Genomic DNA, 23,110 nt, shown 5'->3' with positions numbered 1-23,110 from the left:
TACCTGCTTGTTAACGCTAATAGAATAAAAGCCAAACCATCTATTTATAGCTTTTAGAATCTGTAAATAATTGAACTTTAGATACTTAGATAAACATCTAAATAGAGATGGGAGAATCCACATAAATTGTTGGCTCATCAAGAGTAAAAGAAATATTTTGTTTTGTTAGTTGTTTGGTAATTTGTTGCGTAGCAAGATCTAGTAATTGTCTTCGCAGATCCATTGACAACTCATTAGAACCCAAAATAAAGAATGAAATTTGGGCATGATTCTCTCCAAAGGAAACCTCGGTGCTACGCCAGTCTAAACCAAAAATGTCCACTGTGCTGTCCATGACGATTTGGCGAATCAATGCTTGCTCGTCAATCGATACCTGCTGTGGAAAGGCTATCATCATTATTGACATAACTTTCTTAGCACCTGAAAAATTCTCAATAGTGGCTTGAGTGAGCGAATTATTGGGAATAATTGTGAGTGTACCTTTGCCAGAAGTGCGGATTTTAGTTGACCTCAAACCAATACTCTCAACTCGCCCAAATGTGCCTTGTTTGCCTTGCTGACCATCAGATAAACCGATATAGTCACCAACTGTAAATGGGCGATCTAAAGTTAAAACAATTCCACCTAAAAATTGTTCTAATGTTTTTTGAGCAGCAAAGGCGATCGCAATACCGCCAATTCCCAAACTAGCGACAATACCAAAAACGTTAATACGATGACTGATGCAAAAAGTTAGAATTAAGGAGATGGCGATCGCAAAGTCGCCCAAATAGCGAAGTAAAAAGATTGATTCACCTCTTACTTTCGGATTAGATTCAAAGGTGATTCCTAAAATTTTTCTGTCAAAAAATTCTCGAAACAGTCTTGAAAACAGCCATCCACTAAGTATCGTAATGCCTACACTCAAACAAAATTCGATCAAGTTTAGCCATTCTGTTTCAGGAATTAGTAGCAACGTTACTTCCATTACCGATAGCATAATTAAGGACAAAATGACAGATTTAGATGCAATCACGACTCGCATATAACTTTCTGTTAAGAATTGTGGAGCGAACCAACTGAAAAGAAATCGTAAAATAGGAATAATCACGATCCCTCCTAAGAAGGTAACTCCTCCTGCGATCGCAATCAGGCTAACTTGTAACAGGCGATCGCCATTACTTAAAGCCAATTCTGATGCTTTGTTAATCTCATTAATTACTTCTGTCATGGCGAGTTAACTTCCTGTTATACTTTAAACGACTTAATTTTTGTAGGCTGGTTTGAGGCAGGAAACCCAACGAAACCTTTATTGATTTTGGGTTATGAAGATCGCTAATGCCGCCTACACAAAAAGTCTATTTTTTAACTGTTTACAGTATAGCAAAATTACGGATTGATTGCTGTCAATGGTGTTTTGGACATAGAAAATATCCTGATATTTAGCTAATGCCTTAATACCTTATACTAAAAAGCGATCGCCCAAAAATCACGAATCACACCGAATAGCGATCGCCACATCATCTAATTTATTAACTATCTTTTTTCTTGCTTCGCTTTTTCTTCTCGACTTTGAGCAATGGCGCACTTAGGGCTTCATAGAGGCTAAATAAATACTCAATGCGATTTAGTTCGCTAACGAAGGGCTGGGGACGATAGCAGAGGTCTACCGCTTTATCTAGGGCTTGATGGGCTTTTACCAAGTCGGGCGGCATGGTGAGAGGATCGTAAAGATCGGCGAGGCTAATATCAGGATATTTTGCCCTTGTGTCTAATACTTTTTGGGCGGCAGTTTCGACTTTTTGCTTTTGTTTGTCGCTGACGTTTTCAGGGAATGGATAGTTGTTGTAAACGATTGTACTTGAATAATCAAAATCACTTTTTAATCTTCCACAGACATACCTAACCCAAGTCATGTGCATTTCAGATGTAAGAATGCCAAAAAGATAGAGATTTGCATTATGAATAATTTGAAGCTTATTGCTAGCAATTATGGACTTATCTAAAAAGCCAATAGGAATATATTTACGTCTCTCTGATGATACTTCAGGAATTGCTAAGTAGTTGGTGTCTGGTTGCGAAATGTAAAAGAAAAGAGATGGAGTTAGAGCGGTTTTTCTTGTTGGAGCAGCCGTACTATTTTCTCTAAATTTCCTAACCTTATCAATTTTTTCTAAGACTAATGGCATTTTCTTTAATTCGACTGGGGGAATGTCTTTTAACCATAGACACCAACGAAACGTATTATTAATCAACTCTGCTGAACCAATATATTTTCTAAAAAAACTGTGTGCTAGAGGCTCTTTCTTTACAAATTCATTTTTCTCTACATCGCTAAAAATAAAATTTCCATCATCGCTAGGCTTATTACCACAGGTAATGGGGCTTACATTACTTAGAGGTTTAGATCGTTTACTAATTAGAACGAGTGAACCAGAATTGAGATAAGGATTGATTTTTTCAACTATGATTTTTTGTGGATCTGAATTTATACTTTCATAATCAAAAATTTCTTTTCTAGGTCTTTCAAAGAGCGAGAATCCAATAATTACGCAATGCACTACAGCATTTCCTTTGGCTTCATTGCTCCATTTAAAAGTTCTATGAACAAAATTAATTTTTACTCCAAAATCATTGATTAATGAATTCCATAATAAATAAACTTGCTCACCTTGAGTTATTGAACTGGTAGCAACAAACCCTACTTCAACTCTAGTGTTTTTTATAATCGAGGCTGCTTTGTAAAACCATGCCGTGACATAATCTAGATCAGACAATCCTTTCATATAATCAAAAACTAACTGCATATCTTCTTTTTGATTTCTACTCTGTAAATGTTTCCCGACAAATGGAGGATTACCCAAAATAAAATTTAACTTATCTTTTGCAACAACATCCCCCCAATCAATCCGCAACGAATTACCATGCACAATCTTTGCTGCTTTCTTCAATGGCAAACGCACAAAATACTGCCCAAACTCATTACTCACCTTCAAATTCATCTGATGATCAATTAACCACATCGCCACCTCAGCCACCCGCACCGCAAATTCATCATATTCAATCCCTGCAAACTGATCTACATCGACTTGAATAATTGAGCTAATATCCGTCACTAACTGCCCACTCTTATTCAATTCCAACAAAATCAGAATCTCTAAATCTCGCAATTCCCGATAGGTAATAATCAAGAAATTACCACAACCACAGGCAGGATCGAGAAAGTGTAAATTTGCAATCTTTTTATGTAATGTTTCTAGTTTGCCCTTACTACCCTTAGCCTTCTCAAATTCAGTATAAAGATCATCCAAAAAAAGCGGTTTAATCAACTTTTGAATATTCTTTTCAGAAGTGTAATGCGCTCCTAAATTGCGGCGTTCCGTCTGATTCATTACCGCCTGAAACATCGACCCAAAAATTGCCGGGGAAATCTTACCCCAATCAAACGCACAAGCCTTTAACAACATTTCACGCATCGGTTTATCAAAAGTCGCAGGTTTTACAGTCTCCTCAAATAACTTCCCATTCACATAGGGAAACTGCGCTAAATTTTCATCTAAATTTTTTAATCGCTTCTCATTAGATGTATTTAAAATATGGAAAATTGAGGCGATGTGCATCGCCAAATCACTGCCATTTTCCTTCGTATGCAAATCAATATATTCCCAAAAAATTCCCTTATTATTAAAAATGCCCGTATCATCGGCAAACATACAGAATAATAGCCGCACTAGATAAACCTCTAAATCATGCCCTGTATAGCCAATTTCTTTGAGGCGATCGTGCAGTTCTCCCATCAATTCCGCCGCTTTAATATTGACAGGATCTTCATCCTTATAAACCCGTTTTTCATATCCCGCCATAAAGCCGAATAGATGGACATGATCTAAAAAATCCTTTAGCTCAAACTCTGTAGTTTCGGCCGTATCTAAATCATAAAGCCGGAATTTTTGGAAATCCGAAACCAAAATATATTTTGGTAATTCATGTTCTTTTAAATTTGGAAAATAATCTTTTGCTTGTTGTGTAGCCTTATCTAAGTCCTTGCCCCTAGACTTATGCTCCACCAAAATCGTCCCCTTCCACAGCAAATCAATAAACCCTTGCTTATTGTCTGCCTTTTTAATTGGTAGTTCAAAACTTCCTACCCGCCGCCGTGAAATGCCAAACACATTAAAAAAGTTATTCCAGAATGATTGCGACTCTGACTTCTCTGAAGTTTCACTTTCCCATTCCTTAGAAAAGGTGATCGCCCTTTGTTTAATCTCATTCCAACTTAGAGGCATATCGGCAAATGTTAAGACATAATTTTAGTTAATATTTTATACTAGCACTCATTTTCTAAAATTATAGCAGGGAACAGGCTGCGTCGTGAGCCGTGAGCCAGTCGAACGGTCGAACGAGAACAGGGAACAGGGGGGAAATACTTCACCGTCTGGGTTCCAATATCCGTCTGGTGTCCTAACTGCCTTGGCGGTTGCTATACCTATAATCAACTTGAGGAGAGAAAAAACAGGAATATGGCGATCGCTAAATCAACCAATTCTCATGCTTATTTCTGGCTCTCCAGAATCTCTTTCGCTTTTAAAAGCTCCTTATGTTGCTCTTTACTGAGACTAGGATACTTGAGATTCAGTTCCTTTAACTGCGTGTAAATGATACCCGCCACAACTAGACGAGTAAACCATTTATGATCGGCAGGAATAATATACCAAGGGGCATATTTTGTACTGGTGTGATTGAACATATCCTCATAGACACTCATATAGTCATCCCAAAATCTACGCTCTTTCGCATCATTTTCAGAAAATTTCCAATTCTTTTCAGGGCGATTAATCCGTTCTAAAAAACGTTCTTTTTGCTCCTCTTTCGATACATTGAGAAAAAACTTGAGGATGATCGTCCCATTATTAACTAGATGCTTCTCAAAATTGTTGATTTCTTCAAAGCGGCGCTTCCAAATATTATTATCAATTATGCTCATAGGGAGCGGTCGCTGCTCTAGGATTTCTGGATGTACTCTTGTTACTAAAATTTCTTCGTAATAAGATCGATTAAAAATTCCAATTCGTCCTCTTTCGGGTAAAGCCTTAGAACATCGCCATAAATAGTCATGATTTAACTCCTCCGTAGATGGTGCTTTAAAGCTATGCACCTGACATCCTTGAGGATTAATACCTGACATAACGTGCTTGATGGTGCTATCTTTTCCCGCCGCATCCATCGCCTGAAAGATGATTAGCACAGCGTGGGTATTTTGGGCATAAAGAACATCCTGATATTCAGCTAACGCCTCAATTCCTTCCTTTAATTGACCTTTAGCTTTCGACTTTTTGAGATGATCGGCTTTGTAGCCTGGATCATAGTCTTTGGCAAGGGAAATTTTTCGTTCTGGTGGCACAATAAAAGGACGAGTCAAATCGTCAATATTTTTAATCGGAAATAGGTTCAATGATGAATCAGTCATACTTTTAACTCTCCCCTGTTAAGGTAGTGTCTTGAGATAAGTTATTAAATCAGCTAAGTCTTCATTCCCGATGTTCCAGCGCGGCATATAATTATTCAACTGCTTCTTACCGTCGGGGTCTTGACCTTTCGTAATTGCTAATCGGAATTTTTCGGCATCAAATTCATTTTTTAAAGCTGACCAGCGAATGTCGGGTGCATTCATTGTTTGTATTCCCATCATGGTGCTTGTACCACCACGACCATTCAAACCATGACAGGAAGCACAGGTCATGTTGCTATTACCCATCATCCCACCGGATGATCCACCGCCCATCATTCCACCCTGGGAACCACCGCCCATGCTACCCGATGATTGTTCGTTAGTATAAGTAATGTTTGTGCCGCGATCGCTTGTAGAAGTCACATAAATCCGTTCGCCGTTGGAGTTAAATGTTCTTGTTGCTTGGGCGGTTTGACTGCGCTCTACTGACTGTGGGCTCGAAGTGTTTACTGCTTGGGCGGTTGGACTGGGCACTACTGAATGTGGGCGCAATCCACAGGTGACAAGTAGTAAAGTAAACATGAAAACCAACAGGCTGTTAACAATAATTTTGATTTCCCGGTTCATAGTTTGTTCTCCTTTAATGGTGATTGCTAGAAATTTTTGTTTTGATTACTTAGTTAACAGGCTTATGAAAAAACCATTGATTCAACAGTCTTAAACCCCGTGTTACATAGACAGGCTGATCATGATTAAACACACCGTAGGCAAGTTGTTTTACCCAGTCTGCAATCAAAAACCAGATCAACGCATAAATCCAGACAAAACCTGCCAAACCCCATCCGAGAGGGGTCATAAAGATGCCATACACTGCAATCAGGGTGGCGATTATTTGAGTTCCCACGACGGCTGCAAGTAAAATTCGGGCTGGTTTAATTGACCAAAATGGCCCCTTAGTGCGGGTTACGAAAATAGTTAAATGTCCAGCAATGGAGAGCTTCAGGTAAATTAGCGTTTGCAGAATGCTGCGATCGAGGTGAAAATACCGTTCTCCCAAATACAACATCCCAAAAGAACTGGCTAATCCAGTTATTCCCAAAATAGTTGCCAGTCCCAAGACGATGGGCATATTCCAGGTTTCAGGACGCTTGGCGGGACGGGTGTTATCGTAGGCAATGGAGATAATTGCACCATCATTTAATAATGCCAGCAGCACAATCATGATGGCGGTGACGGGATAGAAGTTATAGACCACAATGGAAAGGGTCATGAACAACAAAACCCGGATGGTTTCGGTAATCCGGTAAATAGCGTAATTGTTCATCCTCTGAAAGATGCGGCGACTTTCTTGAATCGCCTCTACGATTACAGAAAGTCCAGGGGTGAGCAAAACAATATCGGCAGCCGCACGGGCGGCATCAGTGGCTCCAGAAACCGCAATCCCAGCATCAGCTTTTTTCAGGGCAGGAGCATCATTAACCCCATCACCAGCCATACCTACGAGATGCCCCCGTTGCTGCAAGACATCGACGATGTGGTATTTGTGTTCTGGGAAGACTTGAGCAAATCCGGCGGCGGCTTCAATGGCATCACCAATTTGTCCAGTTTCGTGAGGTGCGGCGGAACTTAGCAGGCTGGCATCGAGGATATCTCCCTTTAGTCCTAGTTGATGGGCCGTTTCACGGGCGATCGCCTGTTGATCTCCGGTTAACATTTTCAAGTCAATTCCCAGCTTTTTGACTGCCTGAATCATCAGTTGGGAGTCGCTGCGGGGTGGATCGAATAGGGGTAATACGCCCAAAAACTGCCAGTTATCACCATCGTCAGTCCGGGCAACCCCCAGGGATCTAAATCCGCGTTTGGCAAAACCTGCGATCGCTTGATCCACTTGCGGTTGCACCTGATCGACATTTTTTGAGAGCGCCAGAATTACTTGGGGTGCACCTTTAGTTACTTTAAAGTTATCGCCATCGCTTTTAACGGTGGCTTCAGTACGTTTTCCCACGGGGTCAAACGGTTGGAAGTGGACAATTTGGTAAGTATCTAAAGATTGATCTGGCTTCAAACCAGCGAGAATTGCCAAATCGATCGGGTCTTTATTCTCATCACGGGAAGCCAGGGCAGCGTTGAGGATCAGGGATTCTGGAGCCGTATTGCCTACACAAAAAGGCTCTCCCAAAGTTAACTGGTTGAGAGTTAAAGTACCTGTTTTGTCGGAACAGAGAATGTCAATACCAGCCATCTCTTCAATAGCTGCTAACCGACTGACAATCGCTTCCTTTTTCGCTAGTTTTTGCGCTCCTACAGCCATCGTCACTGACAAAACCGTTGGCATGGCTACGGGAATGGAGGCAACCGTTAGCACCAGTAAAAACCGCAGGGTAGTTAACCAAGGATCGCCCCGAAATAGTGTTACTACCAGCACTAAGACCACCAGCACCAGGGCAATCATGATCAGGTAATCGCCAATTTTTAATACTGCTCGTTGAAAGTGGCTGACTGTCTGAGCCGATTCTACCAGGTGGGCGGTTTTGCCCATGTAAGTATTAATTCCCGTGGCATAGACAATGCCATCCAATTCTCCTTGCTTGAGGATGGAACTGGAATACAACACACTTCCAACTTTGCATTCTACGGGTAGTGATTCCCCCGTTAACGCCGATTGGTCAACCTGTGCCGGATCGCCTGACAAAAACCGTACATCTGCGGGGACAATATCGCCCAGACGTAACCGGATCAGGTCGCCAGGAACTATTTCACGGGCGGGTATCTGCGTCCAGGTGTTTTCTCGTTTCACCCGTGCTTGGAGTGCTAATTTTGCCTTGAGAGCCGCGATCGCATTTCCGGCTTGAAATTCTTCCCAAAAACCCACTACTCCGTTGCCAATTAGGAGTACCAAAATGATGCCAAAATTAACCCAGTCTCCAACTATTGCCGAAAGAATCACTGCTGCCTCTATCATCCAAGCGATCGGCCCCCAAAAGTGCGATAGGAATTGCATGATTGGGTTGACGGTTGTTTCGGGTAACTCGTTGTAGCCACCTGTTGATTGTCGTTGCAGAGCTTCTTTTTTGCTCAATCCCTGATTAGAAGTATTTAGTTGCTTTTGTAATGCTTCTAAAGATAGATGCGAAAGTGTTTCTTGATCGGTAGATACTGTCATAAAATGGCTCCTATAGAACTCATTTGGGATCTTAGATTTTGTATGGCACTACGCATTACAGTTAAGACATCACTGCTTACTATTTCCTATTCCCTCATTTATACTCAGAAATGCAGAAAGCCAGACCATCATTCCACACTACCTGTACACACCCAAATGACTTGGCTAATGCCAATTTTTGACGGAGTGCTGGATAGCATTTATAACGATATCTGGCTTTTATTTATGGTTGTTGACTTTATTCTAATTTAGTCTATCATGATTTTTGGTAAGATGAAAAATAGACGCCGTACTCTAGTAGATTAACCGAGCATTTATAGATTAATAGGCTCTCAATCAGCTATTCAATTAAGAAAGTGTCCTTTGTTTTTTACTTAAAGTGAACTGTTCAATTAATTCTCTATATTGAACCAAATAATTTTCATATTTGATCTGACCTGTTCCTCACGTCAAGGGTTTCAAACTATCACAGGTTTATCCAAGCTCTATCACTGCAAGTCAAAAATTAAAACAGGCAAAAATCACTGAAAATGTTCCTTTATTGTGGATGAGTCGATGTCGAAGGTGCTCAAAAAATTGTGGGGAAAATTCAACTTCAAATCCGTTCTCTACAAATTCCCCATGCTTCATCCCCGATTAGTTCTTTATTGCACAAGGCTCTATTAATGAATTACAAACCCATCTTTTTCTGGTTGAATCTGTAGGATTATGTGAGAAAAAAGATATAGAATCTTTAATAAATGATCTACAATCTGAAACTAGAATGATTATTTCTCTTATTAGAACACTTGAAAAATAAATCCCTATTCTCCAGTCCTTTTTTTCCATTGCCCATTGCCCATTCCCTATTCCCTAATTATTTATATTTTAATTAATTTTCCCAAGGTTTGCATGGCTTGATCGAGTTGATCTGACCAAGGTAAACCACAGTTTAAGCGAAAACAGTTTTGATAGGCTCCCGATGCTGAAAACATCGAACCCGGAGCAATACTAATTTGATGTTGATAGGCTTGTTCATGTAATTCTAAAGCGTCAAAATGAGCGGGCAATTCCACCCACAATACATGACCCCCAGAAGGACGAGAAACCTTAGTTTCTGGAGGAAAATAATCACAAATTGCCTGGGTCATTCTCATCACTTGTTCATAATAAGCTCGCCTTAATTGGCGTAAATGTCTTTCATAGCCACCATTGGATAAAAAAGCGGCGATCGCTAACTGATTTACCGTCGCCGTAGCCATATTGGTAAATAGTTTTAATTGTTCGACTTGAGTTTGATATTGTCCTGCTACCAACCAACCGACCCGTAATCCTGGGGATAGGGTTTTACTACAAGAAGAACAATATAAAACCAATCCTTTTTGATCAAATGCTTTAATAGCTTTGGGGCGATTTCCTTGAAAACATAAATCCCCATAAATATCATCTTCTACTAAGGGAATATTATATTTTTCTAGGACAGTTACTAATTGTTTTTTATGTAAATCACTCATACAAGTGCCTAAAGGATTACTAAAATTAGACACTAAGGCACAAGCAGCAATTGAGCCTTTTTTTAAGGCTGTTTCTAAGGTGTCTAAACAGAGTCCGTCCCGGGGATGGGTCGGCAATTCTAAGGCGCGTAAATTCAGTGAGGCTATGACTTCTAATAATCCATAATAGGAGGGGGATTCAATGGCAACGGTATCCCCAGGTTTGGTGATCGCCCTCAGTGATAAATACAGGGCTTCGGTGGTGCCATTGGTAATCAAAATCTGATCCGGTGTGATCGAACATCCGGCTTCCATTAACCGACGGGCGACTTCATGCCGCAGGGGTTCACAACCGGGTAGGACATCATAGGAATGACAGCGCTCCGGGTCATTTCTCAAGGTTTGTCCGATCAAACGGTTTAATGTGGCCAGGGGAAGCAGGGAGGGATCGGCTACTGCCGCCCCCAGTTTAATAATATTCGGTTCCCGTAGGGCGCGATTAATCCGAACAGCGAGGGACGTATCAACCTGTAGGGCTCTGTGGGGAGGGGCTGAGGGGTTGGGTTCATCTCGATGGGATAACAGGCCTGGACGGACAAAATAACCGGACTGGGGACGCACGGCAATTAATCCCCGGTCTTCTAATAGACGATAGGCTTCTAAGACTGTAGAAATACTTACGTTCATCTGTTGGTGCATTTTTCGCACGGAGGGAATGCGATCGCCTGTTTGTAAAGTGCCTTCGCTAATTAAGCCTTCTATGCGATGGGCTACCTGCTCATAGAGGTTTGTACCATTTTCCATTTCCAGGGGTCTAACTTTCATGGGGGTAGAGGGGTAACAGTTAAGGGTAAGAACTAGCATAACAGTTTAGATCAATAAAACTGTTATGGTTACAATTTAGTATAACTGCATCTGTACGGGTGAGAGAGAAACCGCAACAATAGGAATATAACAAGATTAGTTTTCCCAAGTGGGAATTAAGCAAGGATTGAGTATTTGTTTAATTTTGGGATAACTCACCATCCATTTTTAGTGAGGTGATTCGGATGAAAATGACCAGAAGTTCATCATTGGCGACGCTGCAAATATCTTTTCCTGTATTGCCCAGTTATCAGGCTAAAGGGTTGAATGTTGGCAAAAATATTCTTCATAGCCTCAAAAGTATTACAGCAATATTTGTGAATGCCTTAACTTCACCAACTGAACCTAAAATCTGGCAAAAAAAAGACGCTGATGGAAATATGATTTGGCAGATTTATGATCCGGTGACGGGTCATCAAGCCCGGTTTGATACGGAACAGAAAGTTAGAATTTGGTTAGAAAAACGTTATAATTTATAGAAAAATAAAATTATCTAAATCCTCCTTAAAAAGAGGATTTTTATCTAATAATTTTAATTAAAACACAAAGACACAAAGGCACAAAGAGGTTGTGTAAGGGCGGTTTCTGTTAGATATTTTTTAATCACCTAAATCTCGATTAACCCGCCCCTACAACTGCTACAATTATTCTTAAAACCATTCTTCTACTTGTTCCCAGCCTTGACCTTTTCTCACAATTACTGGTTCATCAGTGGTTAAATCAATAATAGTTGAAACATGATATCCTGGGTCTGAGGTATCATCTACAATAATATCAACTAACTTACCTAAACTATCGTACAATCTGGCTTTATCAACTTGATGTTCTATGGGTAAAGCAATCGGGGCTTGACCTTCTTCTTCTGTGGTAATATGGGCAGAAGTGGAAATAATGGGATTGCCTAAAGTTTTAAGAATGGACAAACAACCTTGATGATTCGGGACACGAATACCTGTGGTTTTACGTTTAGGAGACATGACTAATTTAGGAACTAATTTAGTCGCGGGTAATAAGAAAGTGTATGTCCCTGGAACTAATCTTTTAATTAAACGATAAGCGGGGTCACTAATGATCGCATAATCGGTAATATTAGATAGGGAAGAACACAGGAACGTCAAGGGTTTATCATTGGAGAGTTGTTTGATGCGTCGGACTCGTTCAATGGCTGACTTGACGGTTAAATCACAACCAATGGCATAGACCGTATCGGTAGGATACAGCATCACCGCCCCATCCTTGAGGTCGTCTTTGATTTTTTCTAGGATGCGTTCTTGGGGGTTTTGGGGATGGATTTCATATAGAATTGCCATGGTAATATGTTGTATTTTAGAGAACAAATTTTATATCGATTTCAAGACTAGCAGACTAACGACAAATTATGGCTAAGATTGCTTATTTTCAATGTCCGACAGGAATTTCCGGCGATATGTGTTTGGGAGCATTAGTCCACGCTGGTGTTCCTTTGGATTATTTAAAAGAAAAGTTAGAGTTACTGGGAATTGGGGCAGAATATGAGTTAAAATCTGAACCTGTTCGTCGTCAGGGACAGTTAGCAACAAAAGTTTCTGTTAATTTAACTCAACACAACTCTGATGATCATGAAGATCATCACCATTCTAGTACCACCCGGCATTTATCACAAATTGAAGCCATTATTCTACAAGCTAAATTGCCTCAACAGGTGGAAATTAGGAGTTTAGCTATTTTTAGGAAGTTAGCAGAAGCGGAAGCGGATGTTCATGGTATTCCCGTTGAAGAAGTTCATTTTCATGAAGTTGGGGCGACGGATGCTATTGTTGATATTGTTGGGACTTGTTTGGGTTTAGATTGGTTAAATATTGAACAATTTTATTGTTCGACATTACCCACGGGCGGGGGAACGGTTTGGGCAGCCCATGGACAATTACCTGTTCCAGTTCCGGCGGTTTTAAAGTTATTTGAAATGGGGAAAGTTCCGGTTTATAGTAATGATATTGAACGGGAATTAGTGACACCAACGGGGGCGGCAATTGCGGTGACTTTAGCTCAAAGTTTTGGAGAACCTCCGGCTTTATCTATTCAAACCATAGGCTTAGGTGCAGGTTCTCAGGATTTACCTATTCCTAATATTTTAAGGCTATGGGTTGGGGAACAACATCCATCCCTAGATAGCGATATTTTCTCAACGGTTAATACAGAAATTCAAACGATTACAGAAACTATTTCTGTACTACAAACTCAAATTGATGATTTAAGTCCTCAAGTGATTGCTTATACTTTTGAATTATTATTTCAAGCGGGGGCTATTGATGTTTTTAGCCAACCAATTACCATGAAAAAATCCCGTTTGGGGGTATTATTAACGGTTATTTGTCATCCCGAACACCGTCAAGTTTGTGAAGCCATATTATTTCGAGAAACCACAACATTAGGAATTCGTCATACCCTACAAAATCGCAGTATTTTGAAACGGGATATTCAAACTGTTGAAACTCAATATGGTGCAGTTAGAGTTAAAGTTGGTTTTTCAGGTAAAAAAATCACTAATGTTCAACCGGAATATGAAGACTGTGCAAAACTCGCTAAACAGCATAAAGTTAGTTGGTTAGAAGTGCATAGATTAGCATTACAAAGTTGGTATGGTTTGCCTTAAAGATGGGTAATAGGTAATGGGTAATAGGTAATGGGTTTAGTTGGATTTTAGTTTGTTGATTATGGATGTTAGTATTTTGATGATTGTGAAGAATTATATTTTTTTAATTTCGCATAGGGAACTTCCACCAAAGAATAAGTAACAGCAGATAAAATAACGGATAAAATCACAACGACGGAGAGTTTATGAAAAAATGTGGTTAAGGGGTCAGTAACTTGAACAATGGGAGCTATTTTTTGGATAATATGATAATGCCATAAATAAATTCCATAGGATAATACTCCCATAATTTCTAACACTCTAACTGGATTTTCCAGACAGGTTTCAAAAGATAATTTTTTGTTTTTTACTCTATTATTATACTGACCATTCCGCTCAAAAGCATAGATAAAGAATGTTGTACAAATTCCAGTGATTACAGGCATAAAATAATAACTAAATGGAGTAATAAATAGGCTTCTTTGCATTAATGTGGCTGGACGAGTTGCAACATTCCATAATTCTTGATGGTAGCCATGATAGGCTGAAATTAGATATAAACCTATCATAGCTAAAATAGCAATTACTTTTAAAGAGATTAAATTTTTAAACCGTTTTCTGAAAGGCATAAAAATTGAAGTCTGAATATTTTTTATAGGTTTACACTGAAACCAAGCATTGAGTAAAAAACCAGATAAGAACACATCTAAGTTGAGGACAAGGGAGGTATGATGGGGAAAGAAAAGTAACGCAAAACCTCGACAAATTGATGTAAACCCAATAATGGCTAGGGCGGTAATTAAAATTTTAGTTCGATTAACCAGAATGGGTCGAAACGCTGTATATAAAAAGGGTACAATTAAATAAAATTGAACTTCCGTTGATAATGACCAAATCACTGGATTAAAATTAAAATCTGGATGATTAGGGGATAAAGGCAAAGGAAAGGTATAGGTAAAAGTTAGAATCCTGAATAATTCAAACCATTTTTCTGCTTTTAAAATTTCAGGATAAACAAAAATTGCAATAATTAATACGGAAAAGTAATAGAGGGGACAAATTCTTAAAACTCGATTCATAAAAAATGCTTTATATCCCGATACCGTGGGTAAATAACGATAGGTATAAAAGGCTTTTCCCATTAAATATCCTGAAAGGGCAAAAAATATCCAGACGGCAACAATACCATCCCCTAGTAATAACCAAGAAAAATCATAGGGGGGATAAACAATTAATTGCCGTGAAATACTACAATGAAATAATACAACGACTAAACAGGCAATTCCTCGCAAGCTTAATAGCGCATCAACGGAGTTAGAAACAGCAGGTGATGATTCTGAGGACAAAGGATTCATAAAAATTTTAATTTGGGATTCTCCCAAAAATTACCAAACTGGTGTAAAATTATATCATAAAAATTAATTCTCCTAATCATAAAATAATATTAAGAAATTAGGCTTAACTTCTGGTACTGTTTATAATGGAGTTGAGATTGGAGATCAAAAAACCATGAATTATTTCTTTGGCTCTTTCTTTATTCTATTAGCTTATTTAACCATTTCCGGCTTTAAGTTAGATCGAGAATATCAACGGGGAGTTGTTTTTAGATTGGGGCGAATTCAATCGGTTAAGGGGCCGGGTTTATATTGGATTATTCCAGTATTTGATCAAAAAATTCAAGTGGATATTAGAACCAAAACCGTTGATATAGAACCGCAAGAAACCATCACATCTGATAGTGTAACCATTCGAGTAAATGCAGTTCTTTATTACCGTTTAATTGATCCTTCCAAGGCAATTGTTAAGGTGGAAAGTTATGAAAAAGCAGTTTATCAAGCTGCCTTAACAACCCTGCGGAATGTCATTGGTCAAAGTAGTCTTGATGATGTTTTACAAAATCGAGATAAGATTAATCAGAAAATTCAAGAACTCGTGGATGAAATGACTGAATCTTGGGGAGTTGTGATTGAAAGAGTAGAAATGAAAGATGTTGAAATTCCTACTTCTATGCAACGAGCTATGGCAAAAGTAGCAGAAGCACTTCGAGAAAAACGTTCGCGTTTAATTAAAGCAGAAGCGGAACAAGAAGCCTCTATTAAGTTAGCAGAAGCCTCTCAATTAATTATGGCAAATCCCGCCGCCCTGGAGTTAAGACGGTTACAAATGCTCTCGGAAATTGGGATAGAAAATAATACCACAACTATTGTGGTGCTTCCCTCAGATTTATTGCCATTTGTTCAAAATTTGAGTGTTCCACCTACACAAAAACCCCCACTTCCTCCGAAAGTCTAATTCTAAGTATAACCCTCAAGAAAGTTTGGAGATCTAACCCCTAACGTTATTTGAGGGTTAATGATAGTCAATATTAATATGCAAATTCACCCTTTTAAGATTAAGCTATAAGTTTAGATGTTGTTTCTTTCATATCTGTTATGGACTTCTCATTCTCAACCGCAGAATTGCTAAATTTTGCTAAATGGATCGGAATTGCTACTTTAGTTCTGGCTATCGTTACCGTATTCTCATTTATTTTTAAATGGGGTATTCGGTTTAGGTTAGTAGGAATTACAGCCTTTACAGGAGTTTTAACGGGCGGGGTTTTTGGTTTGAGTTTGGGTTTATTTCATCATGTTCAAGTTCCTGGGGCGGCGCGCTATAGTCGGGTATTTGATGATGGGAGTAGACAGATTGTTATTGCTGTTGCACCTAATATTACCAAAACTGAATTAGATGCCACCTTACGTCAAGCGGCGTCAGATTTATATTCCTCTGGACGGGGAGGACAATTTCAAGCACCACTATTAATTCGCGCTAGAACTATTGTTCACCCCGATGCAAATGTTTCTCAACCACTCTATTTGGGTCAAGTTAAACGTTCTGTTATTGAACAACAGGAGGATAACTTAGACATTCAGATATTTGAGAAAAATCTAGCTCGTTTAAAACAAGTTCAATCTTAATTTTCTGGTTTCTTAACAATTAAATGGGTGGGTTGATATTCGAGAATAAAGGTTGTCATCATCTCACGTTCTTCTATTGTCGGTGTGGCTAAACATCCTGATGTTCCCGTTTCAGAAACATATAACAAAGCCGAAGGATCATAATGTACACCTAATCCCACTCTTTCTGTGGGAAAAGTCGGTGTAATTGCTGACCAAACTCCGCCAAATTCTCCGGGTGCATCTTCAACGATACCCGGAGCATCAAAGGTATAAATCCCAAAGGGTAAAGGAGTTTGAGAACCCGATATATCCGAGGGAATTTGTTGACCAATGCGACCAGAAACACAGCGCACGGTATTAATAATTGTACCTGTATTATCCAGTAATTTAGTTTGATAAACTTGTAAACCCCCTCCGATTTGTTCCTCGGTTTGTGTAGATATTATTTTAGCGCCTGGAATAGCTAAAATTTCGTCATCAATAAGCGTTAAGTATTTCGCAGCCACCCAACGATTTATCCCAATGGGTGTCCAGATTTCACCCTCAATATTAACAGAATCTCCACTAATTTCAACCTGGGTGCCATCGTCCAAAATATCAACAATTTCACCGTTAGGAGTAGAACGCACATTCAGGGTATCACCGGGAGTCGTAACAATAGCTGTAGGAGTCATATAGCAGGGAACAGGGAACAGGGAACAAGGGAACAGCCCCCCAAACCCCCCGTGCACGGGGGGCTAGGGGGGGGAGGGAACACCGGAGGAAAAGACTTCACCGTCTAGCTTTGCTGCATCACTCTTTGTCCTAATAGGTCTGGCGACTGCTATATTAAAATTGGCAAGTCTATTAGTTCTATTTTATCCTATTCTTTTGAATATGCCCTCTCTCCCATAATATAGGTGGCTTGAATAGCTCGGTCATCCCCTAATATAATTAAACTAAATATAGTTTCCGCAATTTTTAATCGGGTTTGAGGTTCGGAAATTTGTTGATTTCTCAATCTCATTAACGGGGTCGAGTTATAGTCTAAAACAATAAAATCTGCTTCTTTCCCGATGTCAAAATTACCAATTTTATCCTCTAATTTTAGAGCTTTTGCTCCGCCTAATGTGGCTAAAAATAAAGATTGAAAAGGTGAAAGAGTTTGATTTTGTAGTTGAGCAATTTTGTATGCCTCATTAGCAGTTTGCAGGAGGGAAAAACTGGTTCCCGCTCCAATATCGCTACCCAAACCGACATTAATGGGATAGGTTTTAGATTTAGCTTGATGGAGTTTAAACAGTCCACTTCCTAGGAATAAATTAGAAGTGGGGCAAAATGCGATCGCAGATTTAGCCTCTGATAACCGTTGAAATTCAGCTTCTGTTAAATGAATACTATGGGCAAAAATTGAACGTTCTCCGACTAAACCCGCTTGGTCATAAACCCCTAAATAGTTTGGAGATTGGGGGAAAAGTTCGGCGACTAATTCAACTTCTTTGAGATTTTCTGAAAGATGGGTTTGTAAATAAACATCGGGAAATTCTGTTAATAATTTTCCAGCTATTTTTAATTGTTCAGGACTAGAAGTTATGGCAAATCTGGGAGTAATTGCATAGAGTAAACGTCCTTTTTTATGCCAAGTTTGGATTAATCTTTTGCTATCTTGATAGGAGGTTTCCGGGGTGTCTTTTAAATAATCCGGGGCGTGACTATCCATCATCACTTTACCCGAAATCATGCGTAAATTTCGCCGATAGGCTTCTTCAAAGAAAGCATCAACGGACTGGGGGAAAACCGTGGCAAAAACTAGGGCGGTTGTGGTTCCATTTTTAAGTAATTCATCTAGGAAAAATGACGCAATTTGTTGAGCATATTCTTTACTACTAAATTTACGTTCTGTGGGGAATGTATATTGATTTAACCATTCTAATAGTTGTTTTCCATAGGAGGCTATCATTTCGGTTTGGGGGAAATGAATATGGGTATCAATAAATCCGGGTAATATTAATAAATTAGAATAATGGGTAATTGTAAACCCTTGATATTTTTCTTTTAAAATGTTATAATCGTCGAAGTCTATAATAATTCCAGATTCTACGACTAATAATCCATCAGGAATATAACGAACACTATTCTGTTCTGATTCATAAAATGGGTCATCAATAAAGTCTAAAAATGCTGAACGAAATAGTTTTAAATGGGTCATCAGTGAGGAGATTTTAGGTTGGTAAGCTGTTGTGTATTTAAACTGTGATTATAGCATTAAGTACCTAAACAAAATTAATTACACATCCTCCACCCTGTTCCCTCCCCCCCCTAGCCCCCCGTGCACGGGGGGTTTGGGGGGCTGTTCCCTTTCTCAACTAGGTAATTTATTTTGTGTAACTACTTACCTTTGTTTTTAAGTTTACGTCCCCTGGTTGTTTCATATCAGTATTAATAATTCTGTTGATTGTGTGATATTAAAACCATTTATTTGAGGTTAGGAAGGCAAATAATCCCTAATCCTTTCATTTGGCGTATATGTTCATCAAAAGCAAAAACTTCACAAATATTGAGACGATTTGCCATTACTAAAATAGAACAATCTGTATAACTCCATTTTTTGTCATCATATTTACAAAAGGCTTCCCAAACAGCCTGATCATCTTGATCAGAAATAGTGACATAGCGATGTTCAGTTCTTAAGATTTGACCAATTTTAATGGAAGCAGAACTAGAAATTTTTGTTCTAATCCAAGTTACAGTTTCATCAAAGACTGTCTCTAAAATCACCCAGCGATAATGATAATTGTTTAATACATACTGTTTGGCTATTTGATGGTTAGTTTCGGATTTAACAAAAAAAGCAATTAAAGCTGATGTATCAACAATTATTTCTTGATTCATAATCCTACTTTAATATAAAATTTGATCAATCTTTTCAGCGTAGTTAGTGGATAATTCTGAGTTTTGCTCACTAACAATAAATTCTGGTTCGGGATTGGGTATTTCTAAACTACCGCAAAGTTCCCAAGTTTTTGTTTTAGTAATATCTAAAGATTCTTTGGTCAAATAATCCTCTAATGCTTTGAGTAAAATAGATTCTATAGATTCTGATTTGTCTCGGATTAGATTCATTAATTGGTCAGGAATTTCTAAGGTAATTTTGTTCATCTAATTAACTCCGTGTTTTTAGTATTCTTGATTTCTTACATTACAGGGTTTTTCTTATGCTGGAGAATCAATTTAGGACAGTTTTGCTCAAATTGGATGAGAAGCCATCCGAGCAGTTAATCGTCTAAACTCAGCCCCGGAAGCACGTTGTCGGCAACTAATATGGTCAGTATAGTTTTCTGCCTGGTGTTACTACTAAATATTATAGCTAGGACTAACCACACAATCTTTAGGTGCAACCACAGGGAGATTGCCCATACTACCGATAGATACGGGGTAGGATTCTGGCTGTTAGCGAACTGTTTTTTCATAAAGACGAAATTGGGCGATTTTATAAATTTCTTCTAGGGCGGTTATTTTTTCGGCTTCAATAGAATGATTTAACCGTTGTTCAAACGCCGCTAAAATACTGGTTTTGGTATGATTTTTAACGGCAATAATAAAGGGAAACCCGAATTTATCTTTATAGGTTTGGTTGAGTTGATGAAAGTATTGATATTCGGCAGATGTTAGACGGTCTAACCCAACTCCGGCTTGTTCTTTGACTGAAGATCCTGCCATTTTTGCTTTACTTCCTAAGTCGGGATGGGTGCGAATTAAGGCTAATTGTTGTTGTGAATTACTATTTTTAACGATGGCAACCATAGTTTGATATAATATTTCTATAGTCCCAAAGGGTCGTTTTAATTCTGCCTGTTCTGCCACCCAAGGAGATGCTTCAAAAATAGTTCCTAATACTGCGATAAATTCCGCTTTAGTCATTTGATTAACTTGGGATAAGGAATAGGTTTGCATGATGTTTAACTGCCTCGATAGGTACTATAAGACCAGGGAGAAACTAATAGGGGAACGTGATAGGCAACGGTGGGGTTAGCAATGCCAAATCGAATCGGAATATTATCTAAAAATAAGGGATAATCTAGGGATTCATATTGGGTTTTAAAATAGTCCCCAACGGCAAAGACTAATTCATAAATTCCCTGCTTTAATTCGGTTTCTGTTAATAGGGGGATATCGGTTCTACCATCCTTATTTGTAATAGAAGTTTTGAGAAGGGTTCGTTCTCCTATTTCTGAATTGATTTGCCATAATTCAATCTTTAAATGGGCAACTGGACGACCTTGGGCTGTGTCTAATACATGGGTTGTTAGTTTACCAACCATAGGAAAAAGTTAAGGGTTAAAATTAATAATACCTCAGAAACCGGGTTTCTAATTATGGTCTATTAACTCAAATCAAGATTTTTTTAGAAACCCGGTTTCTTTTCTTTTAGTGAAAGGGGCCGCCTAGGATGGTTTTAGATAAAGCATTGGTAACATCCTGTTCGGTTTCTTGTTGGAGTTGTTGATACCATTGTTGGGTTAAATGGGGGTCTTTTCCATAAATCATATCGGCTCGTTTTCGGGCTTTGAGAACTAGGGTTGAAGTCCGTTCTTTGCGTTCAGATTCATATCGTTTTAAAGCATATTCTACTCCTAAATTAGTAGTTAATAGAAATCGAGATAATATTTCTGCATCTTCCATGGCTTGACAGCCGCCTTGTCCGAGGGTTGGGGTGGAAGCATGGGCTGCATCTCCTAACAGTGCAACTCGACCTTTAACGATTGTTTCTAAGGGGTCTAAATCATGAATTTCTAAACGGTTTAATTCCTGGGGATTGAGATTTTCTATTAAAGATTGAACTGGAGACGGCCATCGGGCAAAAATTGATTTTAACTCCCGTTGACGATACTCTGGTTCAACAATTGTTCCCCTTGCCATCGGACAACCAAAAAAGTAATAAAATCGGTTATTTCCTATGGGCATCATCGAGGCTCTTTTGCCTTCTCCAACATAAATAACCCAAGTATTTTTATCTCCTAAATCGGGATTAATTTTAATTAAACCATTCCAATTAACATAATCGGCATAACGCAATTCTACCGGATGACCGACCACATAATCCCGTAATTGAGAATGAATGCCATCGGCGGCAATTAATAGGTCTGCACTGGTTTGATATCCATTGGCAAAATAGGCGGTCACGCCCTGGGTATTCTGTTCAACGCCAATACATTGAGCATTCAGTTTAACGGTTTCAAGATTATTATTAAAGGCGTTTAAAAGCAGGGATTGTAATTCCGTTCGAGACACGGGATAGGGTCGCTGTCCTACGGTTTCGGTCACAGGATTGAGATTAATTTGATTTAATAATTTATCGGTATGACTGCGATATTCCATCCTATCCATCTGACCACCGATTTTGGCAATTTCATCCCCCAAACCTAAACTATTCAGAACTTTAACCCCATTTGACCAAATAGAAATTCCTGCCCCGGCGGGACGAATTTCGCTGGTTTTTTCATAAATTTCTACGGTATATCCTGCCCGTTTTAGGGTTAAACCTGCGGTTAAACCACCAATTCCTGCACCGATAATAATAATTTTGAGATGATTCATAATTTTAAGGGTTAGAAGATGGTTCTAGGGCAATTTGACTATAAATTTTTAAGGCGGAACTCCAAACTAAATAACCTTGTTGATTTAGATGTAAACCATCGGTGCTTAATTCCGGTCTTAAATTACCATCTGCATCGGTAAATAGGGAATGTAAATTTAAAAAATAAGCTCCTTCTTCCTGGGCGATGAATTTTAACTCTTGATTTAAGTGACGAATGCGTTGATTAGAAATTTTTAATAGGCGTTCCCGTCCTTCCCAATTAGAATTTTTATCACTATGGGGAAGAATTGATTGGACAACAATTTGAGTATCGGGATGTACCCAACGTAAATCCCTAATAATTTCTCGATAATTATTTAATAATGTACTATCATCTATGCCCCGAATTAAATCATTAATGCCAATCATGACAAAAATAGTTTCCGGTTGAGTAATATCAAATAATTTAACCCGCTTTAATAATCCTGCGGAAGTTTCCCCAGAAATTCCTTGATTTAACCAAGTTCTGTCTTGGGGTAAAAGTTCCGCCGGAAACCACAAACTTAAGGAATCCCCCGCTAAAATAGTTAAACGTTCCGGGGGGATAGCCGCCACCGCATTGGCTTCGCGCCGCAACTGTTCCACCCATTGTTCATAAGTCCAGCGATGACGGGGGCCTGTAGCATTAATTGACGCCGATTCTGAGGGCAAAGGATGGGTCAGAACAACATCCGTCAGGGAGGAGGGAGTATGGGAAACAGATTGTCGGTGCATTATCAATCCCAGGATGATAAACAAGAGTAATCCATTGCCGATTAAGGATATCCAAGCCCAATACGGAATTATTTTCGAGCGAATAAATACTGGATTCCAATGCTGCTTAAACAAAACTCACTCAACCTAATCTGTCCATTAATATTTAACCAAGATTTCTTCAAATCCACAAAAAATCCCCAGCTAAGGGAAGCCAGGGAAGGAGTCGTGGGAGCACCGGATGCTCCCTAATAGTCGGCTAATATAGCAACCGCCAAGGCAGTTAGGACACCAGACGGATCTTAGAACCCAGACGGTGA

22 protein-coding genes are annotated in these 23,110 nt (G+C 39.0%); 5 read left to right on the top strand and 17 right to left on the bottom strand.

Annotation, left to right across the window (positions count from 1 at the left end):
- Positions 1–97 precede the first annotated feature (97 nt).
- From AC559H_RS05415 to AC559H_RS05390, 6 genes are all read right to left on the bottom strand, one after another.
- The gene (locus tag AC559H_RS05415; protein WP_026793956.1) at positions 98–1,210 is read right to left on the bottom strand and encodes a mechanosensitive ion channel family protein; all 1,113 of its coding nucleotides are present in this window, start codon (positions 1,208–1,210) and stop codon (positions 98–100) included.
- Positions 1,211–1,511: 301 nt separating this feature from the next.
- Positions 1,512–4,265: a class I SAM-dependent DNA methyltransferase gene (locus AC559H_RS05410; protein ID WP_026793955.1), complete on the bottom strand. Its 2,754-nt coding sequence runs from the start codon at positions 4,263–4,265 to the stop codon at positions 1,512–1,514.
- A 266-nt stretch (positions 4,266–4,531) separates the two neighbouring features.
- Positions 4,532–5,446 (bottom strand): polyphosphate kinase 2 family protein, encoded by a 915-nt coding sequence (locus AC559H_RS05405; protein ID WP_081693670.1) that lies wholly within the window; start codon positions 5,444–5,446, stop codon positions 4,532–4,534.
- A gap of 18 nt (positions 5,447–5,464) precedes the next feature.
- On the bottom strand, positions 5,465–5,962 hold the full coding sequence (locus AC559H_RS05400) for a c-type cytochrome (protein ID WP_158442151.1): 498 nt from the start codon (positions 5,960–5,962) through the stop codon (positions 5,465–5,467).
- A gap of 142 nt (positions 5,963–6,104) precedes the next feature.
- Complete coding sequence (locus AC559H_RS05395; protein WP_026786786.1) at positions 6,105–8,591, bottom strand: plasma-membrane proton-efflux P-type ATPase; 2,487 nt, start codon at positions 8,589–8,591, stop codon at positions 6,105–6,107.
- Positions 8,592–8,685: 94 nt separating this feature from the next.
- Positions 8,686–8,814, bottom strand: a complete 129-nt coding sequence (locus AC559H_RS05390; RefSeq protein WP_081693671.1) for a helix-turn-helix domain-containing protein — start codon at positions 8,812–8,814, stop codon at positions 8,686–8,688.
- 423 nt (positions 8,815–9,237) lie between these two features.
- Between AC559H_RS05390 and AC559H_RS05385 the strand changes: the two genes are divergently transcribed.
- Positions 9,238–9,390: a four helix bundle protein gene (locus AC559H_RS05385; protein ID WP_081692338.1), complete on the top strand. Its 153-nt coding sequence runs from the start codon at positions 9,238–9,240 to the stop codon at positions 9,388–9,390.
- Between the two features lie 61 nt (positions 9,391–9,451).
- Here the strand turns inward: AC559H_RS05385 and AC559H_RS05380 are convergent, their stop codons facing one another.
- Complete coding sequence (locus AC559H_RS05380) at positions 9,452–10,888, bottom strand: aminotransferase-like domain-containing protein (RefSeq protein ID WP_026793953.1); 1,437 nt, start codon at positions 10,886–10,888, stop codon at positions 9,452–9,454.
- Positions 10,889–11,112: 224 nt separating this feature from the next.
- On the opposite strand from AC559H_RS05380, the gene AC559H_RS05375 reads away from it, so the two are divergent.
- Positions 11,113–11,406 carry a hypothetical protein gene (locus AC559H_RS05375; protein WP_036831873.1) on the top strand — a complete coding sequence of 98 codons (294 nt, stop codon included), beginning with the start codon at positions 11,113–11,115 and terminating at the stop codon, positions 11,404–11,406.
- Between the two features lie 171 nt (positions 11,407–11,577).
- Here the strand turns inward: AC559H_RS05375 and AC559H_RS05370 are convergent, their stop codons facing one another.
- Positions 11,578–12,237 carry an L-threonylcarbamoyladenylate synthase gene (locus tag AC559H_RS05370; RefSeq protein WP_026793952.1) on the bottom strand — a complete coding sequence of 220 codons (660 nt, stop codon included), beginning with the start codon at positions 12,235–12,237 and terminating at the stop codon, positions 11,578–11,580.
- A 68-nt stretch (positions 12,238–12,305) separates the two neighbouring features.
- Here AC559H_RS05370 and larC point away from each other — a divergent pair, with 68 nt between their 5' ends.
- The gene (gene larC, locus AC559H_RS05365) at positions 12,306–13,559 is read left to right on the top strand and encodes a nickel pincer cofactor biosynthesis protein LarC (protein ID WP_026793951.1); all 1,254 of its coding nucleotides are present in this window, start codon (positions 12,306–12,308) and stop codon (positions 13,557–13,559) included.
- Positions 13,560–13,627: 68 nt separating this feature from the next.
- Here the strand turns inward: larC and AC559H_RS05360 are convergent, their stop codons facing one another.
- Entirely contained in the window at positions 13,628–14,893 is a 1,266-nt protein-coding gene (locus tag AC559H_RS05360) for an acyltransferase family protein (RefSeq protein WP_043937494.1), read from the bottom strand.
- Between the two features lie 154 nt (positions 14,894–15,047).
- Here AC559H_RS05360 and AC559H_RS05355 point away from each other — a divergent pair, with 154 nt between their 5' ends.
- Together AC559H_RS05355 and AC559H_RS05350 are read left to right on the top strand one after the other, a co-directional pair.
- Positions 15,048–15,830 (top strand): slipin family protein, encoded by a 783-nt coding sequence (locus AC559H_RS05355; RefSeq protein ID WP_026786792.1) that lies wholly within the window; start codon positions 15,048–15,050, stop codon positions 15,828–15,830.
- Between the two features lie 140 nt (positions 15,831–15,970).
- Positions 15,971–16,498 (top strand): Ycf51 family protein, encoded by a 528-nt coding sequence (locus AC559H_RS05350; RefSeq protein WP_026786793.1) that lies wholly within the window; start codon positions 15,971–15,973, stop codon positions 16,496–16,498.
- Here the strand turns inward: AC559H_RS05350 and AC559H_RS05345 are convergent.
- The 8 genes from AC559H_RS05345 to AC559H_RS05310 form a co-directional block, all read right to left on the bottom strand.
- A complete protein-coding gene (locus tag AC559H_RS05345) occupies positions 16,495–17,154 on the bottom strand; it encodes an SH3 domain-containing protein (RefSeq protein ID WP_026793950.1) in 660 nt (219 codons plus the stop codon). The two genes, AC559H_RS05350 and AC559H_RS05345, sit on opposite strands and share 4 nt — an antisense overlap.
- 188 nt (positions 17,155–17,342) lie before the next feature.
- Complete coding sequence (guaD, locus tag AC559H_RS05340; RefSeq protein ID WP_026786795.1) at positions 17,343–18,668, bottom strand: guanine deaminase; 1,326 nt, start codon at positions 18,666–18,668, stop codon at positions 17,343–17,345.
- Positions 18,669–18,934: 266 nt separating this feature from the next.
- Entirely contained in the window at positions 18,935–19,351 is a 417-nt protein-coding gene (locus AC559H_RS05335; protein WP_026793949.1) for a type II toxin-antitoxin system VapC family toxin, read from the bottom strand.
- A gap of 9 nt (positions 19,352–19,360) precedes the next feature.
- Positions 19,361–19,618 carry a hypothetical protein gene (locus AC559H_RS05330; protein WP_026786796.1) on the bottom strand — a complete coding sequence of 86 codons (258 nt, stop codon included), beginning with the start codon at positions 19,616–19,618 and terminating at the stop codon, positions 19,361–19,363.
- 291 nt (positions 19,619–19,909) lie between these two features.
- Positions 19,910–20,413: a 2-oxo-4-hydroxy-4-carboxy-5-ureidoimidazoline decarboxylase gene (gene uraD / locus AC559H_RS05325; protein WP_026793948.1), complete on the bottom strand. Its 504-nt coding sequence runs from the start codon at positions 20,411–20,413 to the stop codon at positions 19,910–19,912.
- A gap of 5 nt (positions 20,414–20,418) precedes the next feature.
- Positions 20,419–20,781 carry a hydroxyisourate hydrolase gene (gene uraH, locus AC559H_RS05320; RefSeq protein WP_026793947.1) on the bottom strand — a complete coding sequence of 121 codons (363 nt, stop codon included), beginning with the start codon at positions 20,779–20,781 and terminating at the stop codon, positions 20,419–20,421.
- 106 nt (positions 20,782–20,887) lie between these two features.
- Positions 20,888–22,057, bottom strand: a complete 1,170-nt coding sequence (hpxO, locus tag AC559H_RS05315) for an FAD-dependent urate hydroxylase HpxO (protein WP_026793946.1) — start codon at positions 22,055–22,057, stop codon at positions 20,888–20,890.
- Between the two features lie 4 nt (positions 22,058–22,061).
- Positions 22,062–22,811 (bottom strand): SGNH/GDSL hydrolase family protein, encoded by a 750-nt coding sequence (locus AC559H_RS05310; RefSeq protein WP_081694475.1) that lies wholly within the window; start codon positions 22,809–22,811, stop codon positions 22,062–22,064.
- Between the last annotated feature and the right edge of the window lie 299 nt (positions 22,812–23,110).

Source organism: Planktothrix prolifica NIVA-CYA 540, from assembly GCF_963864145.1.
Classification (GTDB): domain Bacteria; phylum Cyanobacteriota; class Cyanobacteriia; order Cyanobacteriales; family Microcoleaceae; genus Planktothrix; species Planktothrix agardhii.
The sequence above is the reverse complement of the archived record's forward strand: the minus strand, read 5'-3'. Positions and strand labels throughout refer to the sequence as shown.

What these genes read in the sequence shown, in the direction of transcription:
- AC559H_RS05415 (WP_026793956.1), bottom strand. Translation starts at nt 1,210, where the DNA reads ATGACAGAAGTAATTAATGAGATTAACAAAGCATCAGAATTGGCTTTA.
- AC559H_RS05410 (WP_026793955.1), bottom strand. Translation starts at nt 4,265, where the DNA reads ATGCCTCTAAGTTGGAATGAGATTAAACAAAGGGCGATCACCTTTTCT.
- AC559H_RS05405 (WP_081693670.1), bottom strand. Translation starts at nt 5,446, where the DNA reads ATGACTGATTCATCATTGAACCTATTTCCGATTAAAAATATTGACGAT.
- AC559H_RS05395 (WP_026786786.1), bottom strand. Translation starts at nt 8,591, where the DNA reads ATGACAGTATCTACCGATCAAGAAACACTTTCGCATCTATCTTTAGAA.
- AC559H_RS05380 (WP_026793953.1), bottom strand. Translation starts at nt 10,888, where the DNA reads ATGAAAGTTAGACCCCTGGAAATGGAAAATGGTACAAACCTCTATGAG.
- AC559H_RS05375 (WP_036831873.1), top strand. Translation starts at nt 11,113, where the DNA reads ATGAAAATGACCAGAAGTTCATCATTGGCGACGCTGCAAATATCTTTT.
- AC559H_RS05370 (WP_026793952.1), bottom strand. Translation starts at nt 12,237, where the DNA reads ATGGCAATTCTATATGAAATCCATCCCCAAAACCCCCAAGAACGCATC.
- larC (WP_026793951.1), top strand. Translation starts at nt 12,306, where the DNA reads ATGGCTAAGATTGCTTATTTTCAATGTCCGACAGGAATTTCCGGCGAT.
- AC559H_RS05360 (WP_043937494.1), bottom strand. Translation starts at nt 14,893, where the DNA reads ATGAATCCTTTGTCCTCAGAATCATCACCTGCTGTTTCTAACTCCGTT.
- AC559H_RS05355 (WP_026786792.1), top strand. Translation starts at nt 15,048, where the DNA reads ATGAATTATTTCTTTGGCTCTTTCTTTATTCTATTAGCTTATTTAACC.
- AC559H_RS05350 (WP_026786793.1), top strand. Translation starts at nt 15,971, where the DNA reads ATGGACTTCTCATTCTCAACCGCAGAATTGCTAAATTTTGCTAAATGG.
- AC559H_RS05345 (WP_026793950.1), bottom strand. Translation starts at nt 17,154, where the DNA reads ATGACTCCTACAGCTATTGTTACGACTCCCGGTGATACCCTGAATGTG.
- guaD (WP_026786795.1), bottom strand. Translation starts at nt 18,668, where the DNA reads ATGACCCATTTAAAACTATTTCGTTCAGCATTTTTAGACTTTATTGAT.
- AC559H_RS05335 (WP_026793949.1), bottom strand. Translation starts at nt 19,351, where the DNA reads ATGAATCAAGAAATAATTGTTGATACATCAGCTTTAATTGCTTTTTTT.
- AC559H_RS05330 (WP_026786796.1), bottom strand. Translation starts at nt 19,618, where the DNA reads ATGAACAAAATTACCTTAGAAATTCCTGACCAATTAATGAATCTAATC.
- uraD (WP_026793948.1), bottom strand. Translation starts at nt 20,413, where the DNA reads ATGCAAACCTATTCCTTATCCCAAGTTAATCAAATGACTAAAGCGGAA.
- uraH (WP_026793947.1), bottom strand. Translation starts at nt 20,781, where the DNA reads ATGGTTGGTAAACTAACAACCCATGTATTAGACACAGCCCAAGGTCGT.
- hpxO (WP_026793946.1), bottom strand. Translation starts at nt 22,057, where the DNA reads ATGAATCATCTCAAAATTATTATTATCGGTGCAGGAATTGGTGGTTTA.
- AC559H_RS05310 (WP_081694475.1), bottom strand. Translation starts at nt 22,811, where the DNA reads ATGCACCGACAATCTGTTTCCCATACTCCCTCCTCCCTGACGGATGTT.